The organism is Desulforamulus profundi, from assembly GCF_002607855.1.
In genome coordinates this window covers 1-13,553 of the sequence record NZ_AWQQ01000158.1, presented here as the reverse complement: position 1 = coordinate 13,553, position 13,553 = coordinate 1, and the positions used below count along the sequence as shown (strand labels likewise).

At 47.3% G+C, this 13,553-nt stretch carries 15 protein-coding genes, 1 tRNA gene, 2 pseudogenes and 2 riboswitches; of the genes and pseudogenes, 14 read left to right on the top strand and 4 right to left on the bottom strand.

Annotated elements, in window-relative coordinates:
• Positions 1–210: 210 nt before the first annotated feature.
• Positions 211–477, bottom strand: a complete 267-nt coding sequence (locus P378_RS18620; RefSeq protein WP_099084251.1) for a hypothetical protein — start codon at positions 475–477, stop codon at positions 211–213.
• A 118-nt stretch (positions 478–595) separates the two neighbouring features.
• On the opposite strand from P378_RS18620, the gene P378_RS18615 reads away from it, so the two are divergent.
• The 3 genes from P378_RS18615 (at position 596) to P378_RS18605 (ending at position 2,243) form a co-directional block, all read left to right on the top strand.
• Positions 596–904 (top strand): hypothetical protein, encoded by a 309-nt coding sequence (locus P378_RS18615; protein ID WP_238473431.1) that lies wholly within the window; start codon positions 596–598, stop codon positions 902–904.
• An 88-nt stretch (positions 905–992) separates the two neighbouring features.
• Complete coding sequence (locus P378_RS18610; RefSeq protein ID WP_099084250.1) at positions 993–1,499, top strand: hypothetical protein; 507 nt, start codon at positions 993–995, stop codon at positions 1,497–1,499.
• Positions 1,500–1,514: 15 nt separating this feature from the next.
• Positions 1,515–2,243 carry an endonuclease/exonuclease/phosphatase family protein gene (locus tag P378_RS18605; RefSeq protein WP_099084249.1) on the top strand — a complete coding sequence of 243 codons (729 nt, stop codon included), beginning with the start codon at positions 1,515–1,517 and terminating at the stop codon, positions 2,241–2,243.
• 54 nt (positions 2,244–2,297) lie between these two features.
• Here the strand turns inward: P378_RS18605 and P378_RS18600 are convergent, their stop codons facing one another.
• The gene (locus P378_RS18600; RefSeq protein ID WP_099084248.1) at positions 2,298–3,140 is read right to left on the bottom strand and encodes a cell wall hydrolase; all 843 of its coding nucleotides are present in this window, start codon (positions 3,138–3,140) and stop codon (positions 2,298–2,300) included.
• Positions 3,141–3,147: 7 nt separating this feature from the next.
• A riboswitch (cyclic di-AMP (ydaO/yuaA leader) is annotated at positions 3,148–3,307 on the bottom strand.
• 182 nt (positions 3,308–3,489) lie between these two features.
• Here P378_RS18600 and P378_RS18595 point away from each other — a divergent pair.
• The 10 genes and pseudogenes from P378_RS18595 (at position 3,490) to P378_RS18560 (ending at position 10,424) form a co-directional block, all read left to right on the top strand.
• On the top strand, positions 3,490–4,389 hold the full coding sequence (locus P378_RS18595; protein ID WP_099084247.1) for an L-lactate dehydrogenase: 900 nt from the start codon (positions 3,490–3,492) through the stop codon (positions 4,387–4,389).
• A 199-nt stretch (positions 4,390–4,588) separates the two neighbouring features.
• Positions 4,589–4,663 (top strand) — tRNA-Arg (locus P378_RS18590).
• A 707-nt stretch (positions 4,664–5,370) separates the two neighbouring features.
• Entirely contained in the window at positions 5,371–5,646 is a 276-nt protein-coding gene (locus tag P378_RS18585) for a hypothetical protein (protein WP_143338564.1), read from the top strand.
• A gap of 72 nt (positions 5,647–5,718) precedes the next feature.
• Positions 5,719–6,360, top strand: coding sequence for a DUF502 domain-containing protein (locus tag P378_RS18580; RefSeq protein ID WP_099084245.1), 642 nt, complete (start codon positions 5,719–5,721; stop codon positions 6,358–6,360).
• Between the two features lie 323 nt (positions 6,361–6,683).
• A pseudogene (locus P378_RS18575) lies at positions 6,684–8,366 on the top strand (Na/Pi cotransporter family protein); the annotation flags it as partial.
• Between the two features lie 49 nt (positions 8,367–8,415).
• Positions 8,416–8,559, top strand: a complete 144-nt coding sequence (locus tag P378_RS22625; protein WP_238473432.1) for a hypothetical protein — start codon at positions 8,416–8,418, stop codon at positions 8,557–8,559.
• Positions 8,556–8,720: pseudogene (locus tag P378_RS23245) on the top strand (hypothetical protein); the annotation flags it as partial. The gene P378_RS22625 and the pseudogene P378_RS23245, both read left to right, overlap by 4 nt.
• 19 nt (positions 8,721–8,739) lie before the next feature.
• Positions 8,740–9,135 carry a hypothetical protein gene (locus tag P378_RS18570; protein ID WP_274378770.1) on the top strand — a complete coding sequence of 132 codons (396 nt, stop codon included), beginning with the start codon at positions 8,740–8,742 and terminating at the stop codon, positions 9,133–9,135.
• A 37-nt stretch (positions 9,136–9,172) separates the two neighbouring features.
• On the top strand, positions 9,173–9,535 hold the full coding sequence (locus P378_RS18565) for a nucleotide-binding protein (protein ID WP_180261184.1): 363 nt from the start codon (positions 9,173–9,175) through the stop codon (positions 9,533–9,535).
• A 172-nt stretch (positions 9,536–9,707) separates the two neighbouring features.
• A complete protein-coding gene (locus tag P378_RS18560) occupies positions 9,708–10,424 on the top strand; it encodes a M48 family metallopeptidase (RefSeq protein WP_099084252.1) in 717 nt (238 codons plus the stop codon).
• A gap of 1 nt (position 10,425) precedes the next feature.
• Here P378_RS18560 and P378_RS18555 read toward each other — a convergent pair whose 3' ends face one another.
• Positions 10,426–11,247 carry a hypothetical protein gene (locus P378_RS18555; RefSeq protein ID WP_099084244.1) on the bottom strand — a complete coding sequence of 274 codons (822 nt, stop codon included), beginning with the start codon at positions 11,245–11,247 and terminating at the stop codon, positions 10,426–10,428.
• A 172-nt stretch (positions 11,248–11,419) separates the two neighbouring features.
• On the bottom strand, positions 11,420–12,112 hold the full coding sequence (locus tag P378_RS18550; RefSeq protein WP_099084243.1) for a zinc dependent phospholipase C family protein: 693 nt from the start codon (positions 12,110–12,112) through the stop codon (positions 11,420–11,422).
• Positions 12,113–12,303: 191 nt separating this feature from the next.
• A riboswitch (cyclic di-AMP (ydaO/yuaA leader) is annotated at positions 12,304–12,431 on the top strand.
• On the opposite strand from P378_RS18550, the gene P378_RS18545 reads away from it, so the two are divergent.
• Positions 12,431–13,084: a C40 family peptidase gene (locus P378_RS18545; protein ID WP_238473430.1), complete on the top strand. Its 654-nt coding sequence runs from the start codon at positions 12,431–12,433 to the stop codon at positions 13,082–13,084. (Overlaps the previous riboswitch by 1 nt.)
• Positions 13,085–13,553: the final 469 nt, after the last annotated feature.

Below are 13,553 nucleotides of genomic sequence, written 5' to 3'. Positions count from 1 at the left end.
GTGAAGCAGACCACCTGGATGATTTAACTTACGACCCGATAATAGCCTAGGAATTACATCATTTGTAAAAATGTGGATTAAAGGACTACCTCTTAAGTGGTTGTTCCTTTAGCATAAAGTAAAATGGGTTAATTGGTGTATACACCCAAATAATTACAAAATTATACAATTATATCTTCCAATTATTACCTTTTAATTTATGCGAAAGTTTTATGCAACGCTAGTGACCGGAGATATTGAAATTGAAAGTTGAGTCGGCACCACTCCCCAGGACCTGGTTTCCGAGGCCGGAACATCATAGGGTATCGCCGGGCGGTAGCTGGTTTTCACCAGAACGGGACGCAGCTTTCCGTTTTCATCCCGTATAAACCTGCCCTTTATTCGGATGGTCCCATTCATGGCCTGGGAAAAATAATAGGAAGCGTTGTCGCCGGTTAGTTCAATAATTTCCTCTACCTTATCCCAACAATGGTCCACATAAACACCTCCCTTGATGGTATTATAGGACCACCCCGCAACCTGTGAAAGGGGTGTAAAATGTTGAGACAACTGTTATAATGGCAAATAATGATCAAAAAATGGAGAGTGTTCTGGTATGGTTACGCGTAACGAGTTAATGAAAATGACGGACCAGGAAAGAGAAAACTACCTGATAGAAGCGCTGCAGCGGAAACTTAACGAATTAAAAAACACTGCACATTTTGGAGAGCATGTAGAGGAAGAACACCGGCACGGGCCGGAATTTCAAAGGGGTCTGGCCGCCGGGTTTGTATCCGGCCTAGGCTTTGCCACACGCCTGCTGGCGGCGGACAAAAAGGTTTGTTCAAAGGTATTGAAACTTCTTGAGGAATATAATGACTGGGCCCAGGATTTTAACCGCCGTGGCAGGCGGGATTCCACATAAAGCAGAAAATGTAGCAGGCAGGCAAATCCATGCATAGCATATCTTAACCATACTATTAGATTGGATCCCGGGGTTATGGGGGAGCACTATGGGTGGAGCAATTATTTATCCGGAAATTATCGGTGCACTGGCAGATAGCGGCTTTCTTGTGGTTCCTGCCATAAAAGAGGAAATGGCTGTTTATGCCGAGCGCCGTGCCTTGGGGGAAGAAGTCGGTTACCAAGTCCATTGGAATTTGGTAATCGTCAAATCGTTGGAAATATGTTTAATCACGCTGGATATTCTGTGGGACAACGGAAACATTACCGTTATAGGCTTTCATTCAAAAACCTGGGATCAACTGAGTCATCTCATGCATTTTAGCAACTTGTTGTTGCTGCCGGACCGGGGATTGATCGGGGAAGATAACAATCTGATCAGTCCTGTGGCCGCTCAGGAGGGTTTTTTAATTAAGGGGTTTGCTAAGGGAGTCATCAGTCTGGCGAACAAAGCGGCCAACATGCCCCAGGATTTGGACATTCGAGGCCTAATGACCTACCTTAGTGATATTTTGAATGTGGCCAGAAGAACCGGCAGAGGCCTTTTCTTGAGTTGAGCGGAGGGATGGATTTTGCAGGCAATCAGGATTGTCAGCTACAATATTCGTCATGCCCGGGGACTGGACGCTCAGGTTGACCTGAACCGGGTGGCCGGTGTACTGGCCCGCTCCGGCGCCCGGTTAATCGGCCTCCAGGAAGTTGATAAACACCTGCCGCGCAGTTATTTTCAACACCAGGCAAAAAGCCTGGGTTATCATTTAAATCAATGTTGGGCTTTCGGTCCCAATCTTCACTGGGGAGCAGCCCAATACGGCAATGCTGTGCTAAGCCACTGGCCAATTCTTCAATACAGGCAGTATTTGCTACCCAGTAAAGGTGAACAAAGGGGTCTTTTGGAAGCTGAGATTCAACTGGACCATCGAAGAATAAACTTTTTTTGTACGCATATGGGACTCAACCGGGAAGAGAGATTGGAACAGGCGCAGGCAATCGTAAGCATTATCTCTCAGACCTCCTGCCCTGTCATTTTGGTGGGGGACTTCAATGACGAACGTACTTCACGGGAATACCGGCTGATAACCTCTGTTTTACTGGATGCCACCAGTGCTGTGGGAGGGTTTAAAACCTACCCCTCCAACCAGCCTGAGGAGCAAATTGACTTTGTTTTTATTTCTCCTGAATGGCGGGTTCTGACGGCCTTCCCTATAGAATCCGACGCTTCAGATCACCTGCCGGTGCTGGTGGAATTAATGTTGGATCAGGAGGATGAAGAATACTATAACGATATTAAAAATTTATAGAAAAACAATAACGCACTGGCTGCTGTCAGTGCGTTTTATTAAGCAATTGTTTAGTTAGCGTTTGGCATAAATCATGTGACCATAGTTGGCAGAAACTGGTAAGGAACGCAGGAAAGAGTTTTTCGTAGAGTTATCAAAGAAATACAGCGCTCCGTTGGTGGGATCACTGCCGTACAGGGCTGCCTTGGCCGCCTGAATGGCTGTTTCAGTGGCAGGACGGTTGATCCAACCATTACGAACCGGTGAAAATTGATTGGGAGCATAGATTACATCTCGAATGGTATCCGGGAAGAGATTGCTCTGCACTCTGTTAATTACCACGGCCGCAACTCCCACCTGGGCTTCCATGGGTTCCCCTCCCGCTTCAGCGGTCACCAGGCGGGCCAGCAAATCCAGGTCTTCATCTGTACAGGGAATGACCGGGCGCTTGGCGCTGCGGCTCACTTCCACGGCCATGGGTGTGGCACTGCGGGTGGCCGCAATGGGAACAATTAATTGCTGTCCGGGGTAAATCAGTGTTCCGCTCAGGCTGTTGGCCAGCATTAAGACCTCCAACCTGAGGTTATATTTCTGGGCGATGACATAAAGGCTGTCACCTGGTTTTACGGTATAGGTGGCACTGGCATCTTTTGCTTGTGGTGCTGCCGGTTTAGATGCCGCAGTCGTAGATTTTCCGTCAGGAATATTCAGGACCTGGCCCGGGTGAAGCAGATCTCCGGAAAGACTGTTGGCAGCCTTGATTTTTTCGATTCCCACCCCGGTCTTCTCACTGATGGAATAGAGGGAATCACCGGAAACCACTGTGTAATTGTAGGCGAAAACAGCCGTTGTTGGTAGCAGCATCCCTAAAAGACACATCAATACAATGGCCCGTCGAAAACGGACAAACATTTTCATATTTACTTTTTGCCCTCCTTTGGCCTTCGAGGTTAGTTGACGGGTTCGGGTTGGAAGGGCACCCTACCGCACCTTTTGACACCTCCGAAAAAGGTTTGCGGATTCACCCCATATTGGATTTAATCCCCCGTACTCCGGTTCCACCGGAGATTCGGCCTTTTTATATAAACTTATGCAACATTGTACATTGTTTCCATTCATTCGTCCATCCTCAAATTCTGGAAAATTTGTGAGACATAGTATAAGAAATAGAGGAAATACTAGTTTTGTGCTGTAAAAAGAAAAATAACCAGGGAGTGAACAAGTTGAAACAAAAGAAAGGGGTAAAAATAACGGTTGTCGCACAGGGATGGTGGGAGCCTCCACCGCCTTTGCCATCATGGCCAGCGGGTTGGCCAGCGATCTGGTGCTGGTGGATATCAATAAAGAGAAGGCCGAGGGCGAGGCCATGGATTTAGGGGATGCCGCAGCCTTCATCAAACCTATTAATGTTTATGCCGGAACCTTTGAGGATTGCAAGGATTCCAATATCATCATCTTCACTGCCGGTGCCAACCAAAAGCCGGGGGAGACCCGGTTGGATTTGGTTCAGAAAAATGTGGCAATTTTAAAAGAAAGCCTACCCCAATTGCTGAAATACAGTCCCGACTCTATTTATTTGATGGTGTCCAACCCGATTGATGTCTTAACCTACGTCTCTCTGAAGATTTCCGGGCTGCCCACAAACCAGGTTTTCGGTTCCGGGACTGTACTGGATACCTCCAGGTTTAAGGCTGAATTGTCGGAGTACTGCGGGGTTGACCCACGCAACGTCCACGCCTACATCGTGGGTGAACACGGGGATTCCGAAGTGGCCCTGTGGAGCACCGCCAATGTAGCCGGCATGGGACTGGAGAAATTTTCAGAACTAAAGGGCATTGAACCCGTAGACAGGCAGGAAATCGCCAAACGCGTGCGCACCGCCGCCTACGAAATCATCCGGCGCAAAGGGGCCACCTACTATGCCATTGCCCTCTCCATCAAACGAATCTGCGAGGCCATCCTGCGAGACGAGAATTCTATTCTCACCGTATCCGGCCTGGTCAATGACATTTACGGCATCAAAGACTGCTGCCTGAGCCTCCCCTGCATCGTAAACGGCTCCGGCCGGAACAAAGTGCTGGCCATTCCCATGTCGGTGGAAGAGGAAGATGCCCTGAGAAATTCCGCACAGGTTTTAAAACAGGCGATACAGCAGGCTGGCTTTTAAGAAACAAAACAGCCCATCGTGCTATCTAAAATACGATGGGCGAATCCTTTTTGGCAAATATTAATTGGTTAACCAAAAGAAGAATATTGATTTTTCGTCATAAATAATGTTACTATATAAAAGTTGACTCCCCGGTACTGTTTTACAGCACTTGCAAAAATCATAAATATTGCTATAATAGAATAGCGTAAATAAATATGCGCCCGTAGCTCAGGGGATAGAGCGCCGGCCTCCGGAGCCGGGTGCGCAGGTTCGATTCCTGCCGGGCGCACCATATAAATCTTAACGTAAACCTGCGAACCTTAAAATTAAATGGTTTGTAGGTTTTGTGTTTTTAGGGAAAAAACGGGTATACCTTAACCCCTGGAAATTACTGTGGTATAATGGTTATAAGAGATTGTCCGTGAAATACAAAGGCTAAGAACCTGTTTTGCGAGAGAGACCGTTAGTTTTCCATGTTTTTCCTGATTTTTAAACCAATATTTTTCCATAGTATACTCCTAGGAGAGTGCTGAAAAAAACTCCTCTAATTTTCTTAAACCTATATCGCATCATTTCTGATTTACCAGTAAATGGTTATATTTGGTTACTTAAGACAAAGCTTTGTTTATTTGAAGACGTTTACCTCCTTTTTAGTAATATTCATTTTGTTGATGTGAAATATGTAAGGATGAAATATTTTGGATAGGAATGGTACCAAAGCCCAAGAGAATACTGGATTAACTTTTATGCCATAGTAATTAAACAGAATGGTAGAAAGATATGATTTGTATTTCCGGAAGAGATGTTAAAGCTGACCTTTCAATTTATTAAAGTGTTTTCCAATGAGAGAGAGAACTATTGGATTAAATAGTACACCCCTTGGGAGGAACCGTATTAAAAGATGCCCAAGGTAATTGAAATGGCTAAAATTCAATGCTATGCTGTTATAAATCAGTTAAAATAAATGCAAGCCAATGTTCCCAACAGGGTGGTGGATCTGTGCTCTGGTGGTTTGTCTTGTTTGCAGCACTTACAGCTGCCCATGCAATTGTAAAATCTTCCTGGACATGGATGCTGGTCAGCGCTATCGGCTTTCTACCCTTTGTATTGTACCTGCATGCCACCCCGCGATTTGAGGGTGTCCTTTTAGTGTTGATTTTTCATTTTATAGCGGCCTGTTTTCTGTCAGCCCAAAAGAAAAGGTTTGCAGTGATTTTAATGCTTCCATCGGTAGTATTGGTGCTCCGGATTGCTGTATTGGTAAAGGTGGGATGACGGGGCCAGGTGACGGCGCAATGTAAAAAGCATGGTAGGATAACAAATCTAAAAAATAACGAGGATGAGACGATGAGAAAAATCTCTATTTATTTTGTCAAAGGACTGCTTGTCCTGCTGCCGCTGCTGGGGACCTTCTACATATTGGCTTTTGTCTATTCAAAGATTGCCGGGCTGGGGAATGCCATTCTTTACCCCCTGGTGGGAAAGGAACTGCCGGGGGTTGACTTTGTTTTTGTGGTTGCCGTCGTATGCTTAATCGGCTTGGTGGCTAACTGGTGGATATCCAGAAAAATACTCGATCTTATTGAAAATTTTATTTGCACGATGCCCGGGGTTAAGAATATTTATAATACCATCAAGGATGCCCTGAAATCCCTGGCGGGGGATAAGAAGAAATTTGATACCGTCGTACTGGTAAGCCTGAACGATACGGTTTACCGCTTGGGGTTTTTAACCGTTAAGGAATCTCCCTTCCGGGACAAAAGCGGCAGGGAACTGGTGGGCGTATATTTTCCCCAAACATTGCAGGTGGCCGGGGATATGTATTGGGTGCCCAGGGAATCTGTGAGGATTATGGATATTCCCGTAGATCAGGCATTAAGGTTGATTATCTCGGGCGGCGCCACCGGCATCGGTGCCGGGGGAAACAGTGATGAATGGCAGGTCGTCAGCAAAAGAGGGATGAAGAAAGGCGGTTGTAAAACAACTTAGACAAATAGCAGACATAAAGAATGGTTGTATGAGAAGAACATTCATGTTTAAGGGGAAAAATGATTAAAGCCTTTCGGAAAAATAACGAAAGGCTTTAATCATTTCATGATGCCTAACCGGTGAATACACTGTACGCAGTAAGTTATCTTTTTTCGACAATAAAATGTCTACTGTTTGACACTAATTAACGAATGAATTAAAATTAAAGTATTAAATTTATGTTAAGAAAGAGCAAATAATGACAGTAGCTTTTTGCTACGGATTTTTTTGCAAATATTTGTGAAATTTATCTTAAGTTCCTGCGGAGAAAGGTGGAGGAGAGTATGACCTGGCAATCAGCTGTTTTAAGTATGATTGGTGGCATGGGCCTGTTATTATACGGCATGTATGTGCTGAGTGAGGGTCTGCAAAAAATTGCCGGGAAAAGACTTCGGGAAGCTCTATCTAAACTGACCAACAATCGTATTACCGCCATGGGGTTGGGGGTCCTGGTAACTATACTGTTTCAAAGCAGTACAGCCACGACCGTTATTTTGGTCAGTTTAACTAGTGCTTCGATCATCAGTTTAAGACAAACCCTGGCGGTTATTCTGGGGGCCGACATCGGCACCACAGTGACCGCCCAGTTGATCGCATTAAAGGCCACGGAAATATCCCTGCCCATCGTCGGTATCGGGGCAACCATTATTTTCTTTTCCAAGAGTCATAAATACAAGCGGATTGGCCAGGTGTTAATGGGCTTCGGCTTGTTGTTCCTAGGTCTGAAAATTATGGCAGACACCATGCACCCCCTGCGGGACGATCCTATGTTTGAAAAGATGCTGCTGCAGATGAGCGACAAACCCCTTCTGGCCATGGCTGTTGCCGCCATTTTTACCTTTTTGGTGCACAGCAGCGCTGCTACCATCGGTATTGTCATGCTGCTGGCCATGCAGCACATGATTACGCTGGAACCGGCCATTTACATGCTTTTGGCGCCAATGTGGGGACCGCCTTTACAGCGGTGTTATCCAGTCTTGGTTCGTCCCGGGAATCCCAGCGAGTGGCAACGGCCCATTTACTATTTAAAGTGGTTGGTGTGCTGTTGTTCCTGCCCTTTGTCAGCCCCCTGGCCACGTTAATGACAACCATAACTGCCAATGCCGGCTTCCAGGTGGCCAACGTCCATACCTTCTTTAATATCGCCATTGCGGTTTTGTTTGCGCCCTTTATCTCCCAGTTTGCTCGGCTGCTGGAATTCATTGTGCCGGAGAAGAAGCAACCGGATTGTGACATATGTCCCAAATACCTGGACGAAACCCTGTTTTCCAGTCCGGAAGTGGCCATTGGAATGGCCACCAAAGAAATTATGCACATTTCAGACCATGTTACCGACATGACAAAGCAGATCTACCCTCTGCTGAAATCCTATGATCCCGACCTGGCGGAAAAATTGCACCAAAAGGAAAATCATATCGATATCCTTGCTACGGCAACCAATAAATACCTGACCCACCTCTTAAGACAGCCGTTGACCAAGGATGAATTTAACAAGACCATGGGCCTGGTACACATCGTCAGAGATTACGAGCATATCGGTGATATTATTGAGAAAAACCTGATGTATAAGGCGGAAAGCAAATACGTAAATAACTTGGATTTTTCCGCCGAAGGTCATAAAGACATCATTACTATGCATAACAAAATTGTCGAGTTACTCCATATTGCCAATACCGCCTTTGCCACCAACAGCTGCATGATGCTGAGAAGGCCAAATCACTGCAAGAGGATATCGTCGATCTGGAGTTTCGCTTGCGGATGAGTCACATTGCCCGCATGCAGAGGGCGCCCAGGAGACAGTGAATACCAGCTTTATTCATATGGATGTCACTAACGCCTATCTGAGAATCAGCGAGCACCTGAAGAATATCGCCATGGCCCTGACAGATGAAGTTTCCTGTACCTGGCATGACGAGGCGCTTATTTTAACCCCCCCGTCAGAGATGTGGCAAACGGCCACGGGAAACAACAAAATGTCAGCAAATCAAGTTAAAATCCTGCTTTGCGGGGCTGCATATGTCCACCGATCTGCAGGATATCCTGTTAGGAACGCCGAAAGCAGTGAAACCCCAATACCGCCTGGGTGTGATCAAGGAAGACATGGTCAATATCTCGGTACACGGGCATATTCCGCTGCTGTCCGAAAAGGTTGTGGAATGAGGAAGAAACAAGACCACCACAACCTAACCCTGGCCATGGAACTGATCAAGAACAATGTTCTGGTGGTGGCCACCGGTTGTTCCGCCCATTCCCTGGGCAAGTTCAGCCTATTATCGCCGGACGGCTTACGATACTGCGGGGAAAGCCTGCGCAGCATCCTCACCGCCGTCGGACAGGCCAATGGCCTGCCGGCACTGCCGCCAGCTTTGCATATGGGCAGCTTTCGTAGACAACTCCAGGATTGCCGATCTTCTGACCGCCCTGGCCAATTACCTGGGCGTGGGAATCAAAGACCTGCCGGTGGCCGGCTCCTGCCCGGAAACCCACCACCCGAAAGCAATCTCCATCGGCACCTATTTTATCGCCAACGGTGTGGACGTTCATGTGGGCGTCAATCCCCAGGCCACAGGCTCGCAGTTGGTGGTCAATGTGCTAACTTCCGATAAAGAAAGCTTCCCGGTAACAACCGACGGGCTGTTCGGGGGTAAACTGATTTACGAAGAGGACCCGGTCAAGGCGGCGGAGCTCATCATCGACAGAATTAAAAAGAAAAGAGCGGCCCTTGGCCTTACCTAACATCACAGGGGGAAGACAGACGCCTGGAAAATCCGGTGTGAAGATTGCAATCTCCGGCAAAGGAGGCGTGGGCAAGACCACTTTAGCCGCCCTGTTGTGTCACCTTTATGCCGGGGAAGGCAAGAAAGTGCTAGCTGTGGATGCCGATCCGGATGCTAATCTGGGGATGGCCCTGGGCGTTGCAAAGGTCTTCGCCGTGGCCAACAAGGTCAGACCCGGTCAGGAGGAAAGCATCAAAGAGGCGCTTCATTTTGTACCCCTCCTGGGCATGCTTCCCTACGACCCGGAGGCGGTCAACGCCGACCTTACCGGCAGGACGCTGTTTGAGGTAAACCCATCCATGGTTGAAGGGGTCCGGGAAATCAAGGCAAATCTTGAACGATACCTGGGGCAGGAATAGCAGATTATCAAACAGACGCAAGCGCCTGGCCTGCGTTTGTTTTTCCGTTGGGAATAGGAAGGGGAATTCCCCTTCCTTGAAGAATCCTAAGCAAAGAATTCATTGGCAGGGGAGGTGGGCAAAAATAAAAAAAGAAACCAACAGGAAAAAGCCTGCATCACCGGGCCCGGTCTTGCCGAAACAGGATTCTGTCAAACTGGGCGAGCAGCTGATTTCTTACCGGGTAAAAGAGAGCCACCGGGCCAGAAACATCCGTCTTAAGATCAGTCCGGACAAGGGGCTGGAGGTTGTGGTACCCTCGAGATACCCGTTGGTTGGCCTCGAACCGCTGTTAAAAAGTCGGGAAACCTGGATTCTCCAAAAGTTGGATCTGCTGAGCCGGCGGGCACGGCAAAGAAAAGAAAACAGCCTGGCGGAGAAACAGGCAGTCAGCTTTCTTGGCAAATCCTATCGCTTGGTTAGCGTATTTCAAGAAGGCCCCCCTGTGGTGGAACTGGTGGGGGATAAAATCCTGGTCATGCTGCTCCAGGAACGTAAAGATCAGATAAGCCAGGTGCTGGAAAGTTGGCTTAGGCACCAGGCCAGGGAAATTATCCTTGAGCGGCTGGAAATTATTAGAAGGAAGTTAAAGATTAACTATAACCAGGTCTTTATTAAAGATCAGAAAACCCGCTGGGGCAGCTGTTCCAGCCAGGGCAATCTGAATTTTAATTACCGGCTGGTGATGGCTCCGCTGCCGGTGATCGATTACCTGGTGGCCCATGAGCTTGCTCACCTGGTGGAAATGAACCATTCCAAAAAATTCTGGGCACTGGTGGAGAGCATTTGCCCGGAGTACAAGAACCACAGGCAGTGGCTGAAGGATCACGGGGCGGAGCTGACCCTTTGATTTACAGCTTTACCTCGGCCAGGGGTTTGTCATTGTTGTCGCACAGGGTCAGGGTTACGGCTTTATACCGACCCTTTTCTATTTTGTAGGTGGTTTTTAATAAGGCAATGGTATCCACATGGGCCACGCCAATCACCCTTTGGATGGTGACGATTTCTTTGACCCCGTCTCCATTGTGATCCACCAGACTGTAGTCGACAATGGGGTCAATCCAGGTGGAGATGTCCTTGAGCATGTGCTCAATGCCTTTGTACTGGGCCTTATCCAGTTGGATGGTGGATTTCAGGCCGGTCTCTTTATCTTCAAAACTGGCATAATAATTACCCAAGTATTTTACTTCGAATCTCTTATCTTCGGCTTCTATGGTGTTATTGACCGAGAACAAATCCTGCCAGTTCTCTGCCGTGGTTTCATAAATGTTCAGTCCCCTGGCTCCGGCACTGCCGCTGGAGTACCGGTACAGGAGAACCTCCTCTTTTTGATCCCCGTCCACATCCATAAATTTGACTTCAGCAAAGCCATAAAGACCATCTTCGTGAGACAGTTTTACCTTTTCGATCTCATTTACCACCAGGGACCAGGACAAAGGCATACCATCCTTTGCCTGCTCTGCGTATAATACGACCTTTTCCTTTACCGGGTCAGCCATAAGGTCCCGTTCCAGTGACTGCAGGATGTGGGTATTTTCTGTTTCCACAAAGGTTTGTGCCTGTTTGGTGCCGGAGGTGTCGGATGCTTCCATTGCTTTGGGAGAAGGGCTGCAGCCGGTCAGCAGGGAGAGTGTCAAAACAGGAACCAAAAGGGCGCAAGCTAATTTTTTCATGACATTTTTGCTCCTTCGGTTGTTGGTTGGTTTATAAATAAGACGTTTGCTTAACTAAAGTGTTTCGCCATCGGCGCAAAAAAATTGTTTTCAGAAAGTTTCCGACGGTTGCTAACGGCCGGTGGTTTTAAAATGCACAGCAAACCCCGCCGTTAACTGAAGCCGGCGGGGTTTAGTTTGCTTTAACATTCTGCATAAAAAAATGTAAAAAACCGGCGGTTGTTTTTTGGGCCCTCTGTAGCAAAAACCCGGCCACCCTTTCCACAGCCGGGGCATTTTCCTCTATCACTTCCGGCAGGTAGTGGGCTGAAACCATGGCATTTTGCTTTACCCAATTTGCGGCACTACCGCACAAATCGTAGATTCCCCCACAGGTGGTGGCAAAGTCTTCATAATGAGCCCTGGCCCAGTCTTCAAAGTATCTATGTCCCTTAAAGGCCACGCCTCCGGCGTGGTGAGGTACACATAAATCCTGCATGATGTGACCGGCGGCGCCCAGGTAAAAGAGAGCTTTTTCCTGGCGTCCCCGGCGCCAATATTTAACGGCCCGGTCAAAATAAAACTGGCATTCGGTAGGAGCATCCGGGCCATGCCACAGTCCGGCGTCCTTACGGTGGTCGTAATAATGACTGATATACTTAAATCCCCTGTCACTCCAGGATGATCCACGGTTTAAAGCTTCCAAATGAGATTGAAATATCAGCGCTTCACTTTGCAGTCCGTCCCGTTTAAGGATATGGATGGCCTGCCGGTTGCAAAAGTGATGGGTATTTCTCAATCGTTGGGGTTTAATTATCACCTGAAAGGGTAAGGTCAGGGCCAGCATTACCTTGGCACAGTTCCATGTCGCCTGGGTCAGGGTCATTGAAAGTTCTCCTTTTATACAGAAACGGTAAGAAACTTTAAGTCAGACATCAAAGATTATTGCCAAAAAAATGGTAAATTATGAGGAAAATTTTAACCGTTAGGACTTTGGTCCTAAAATGCTCCACCATAAGAAAGAAAATTGCTTTTTTAGCAGGAAAGTGGAAACTTTCGCCGAATTTGGTAATACACTATATAAAAACGCCTAATTTCATGGAAAGCGGGGGAACCATTCTTTTGGGGTGAACTACCTGTGGTAGCGGGCTAACTTTCGGTCCGAACCCGTCAGCTAACTCCGTCGGCGTAGAAAGTGGGGAAGGTGAAGTTGTCTATACGAAGAAGACTGGCGGTCCTGGCCACCTCCGTTTGCCTGGCAATCGTTGTGTGGACCGGTTCTGTCGAGGCCGCCCAGGTTACGGTAGGCCAGGGAGATACCCTGTGGGCCATTGCCAATCAAAATGGCACCACCGTGGAAACCATTAAAAAACTGAATAACTTAACCGGCGATAGCTTGCAAATCGGTCAAGTTTTAACCGTTCCGGACCAACCAACCAACCAGGCAGCAAGGCCTTTGTCTGCCTCCCAAAATGTTTCCAGAGGGATTACGGACAGGGCAATGGCAGTTTTGGATTATGCCAAAAAGTATATTGGCGCAAGGTATCGTTCCGGTGGGGAAAGCCCTGCGGGCTTTGACTGCTCCGGTTATGTACGTTATGTTTATAAAAACTTCGGCGTTGACCTGGTTCATACCGCAGCAGGACAGTACAGCTCCGGTACCACCATTAAGCGAGAAGAATTGCGCCCCGGTGATCTGGTTTTCTTTAATACCGGTGGACGCGGCATCAACCATTCCGGTATCTATATCGGGAACAATCAATTCATCCACGCCTCCAGTTCCAGAGGGATTAAAATCGATTCCCTGTACGACGGTTACTGGAACCCCAGGTACCGAGGAGCCAGCAGAATTCCATGATGTTATCCAAGGACCTGGTTCTTTCAACCAGGGTCCTTTAATCTACCCAATTCAAGTTGGGGACGGTTCTTGACTTGAATTCAAAAKTTTGGAATTCAAGTCAAGAAGAACGAAATCGCTCCGCGATGGCCTTCATAATATAAAGTCTAGTGAAATTCCCTTACAAGTGTGTTAAAATGAACATATAGCAAGGAAAAGAGTGCTGATTGAAACCCCGTTTTTTTCGACATAAATCCAAAAAGTCCTTCTTTTTAGAAAAATATTTTCCAGAGAGTACAGAAACGAATAAACCCCATAGCCCGGGAAAGTCGCGACTTCGTTCTTCTGGGGCAATCAAAAATTTTGCGCTTAGTTTTTTGCGTAAGTATTATTAAAGGCTCAACAATCAGCTAATATCTGACGGTTGAGCCTTTTTGCATGCAAAACTTCCGATTGCCCCCTTCAAGAACCGTCCCCGTTTGAATACTTT

Coding starts and splice junctions, on each gene's coding strand:
- P378_RS18615 (WP_238473431.1), top strand. CDS start 596: ATGGTTACGCGTAACGAGTTAATGAAAATGACGGACCAGGAAAGAGAA.
- P378_RS18610 (WP_099084250.1), top strand. CDS start 993: ATGGGTGGAGCAATTATTTATCCGGAAATTATCGGTGCACTGGCAGAT.
- P378_RS18600 (WP_099084248.1), bottom strand. CDS start 3,140: ATGAAAATGTTTGTCCGTTTTCGACGGGCCATTGTATTGATGTGTCTT.
- P378_RS18595 (WP_099084247.1), top strand. CDS start 3,490: ATGGTGGGAGCCTCCACCGCCTTTGCCATCATGGCCAGCGGGTTGGCC.
- P378_RS18580 (WP_099084245.1), top strand. CDS start 5,719: ATGAGAAAAATCTCTATTTATTTTGTCAAAGGACTGCTTGTCCTGCTG.
- P378_RS22625 (WP_238473432.1), top strand. CDS start 8,416: ATGTCCACCGATCTGCAGGATATCCTGTTAGGAACGCCGAAAGCAGTG.
- P378_RS18570 (WP_274378770.1), top strand. CDS start 8,740: ATGGCCTGCCGGCACTGCCGCCAGCTTTGCATATGGGCAGCTTTCGTA.
- P378_RS18555 (WP_099084244.1), bottom strand. CDS start 11,247: ATGAAAAAATTAGCTTGCGCCCTTTTGGTTCCTGTTTTGACACTCTCC.
- P378_RS18550 (WP_099084243.1), bottom strand. CDS start 12,112: ATGACCCTGACCCAGGCGACATGGAACTGTGCCAAGGTAATGCTGGCC.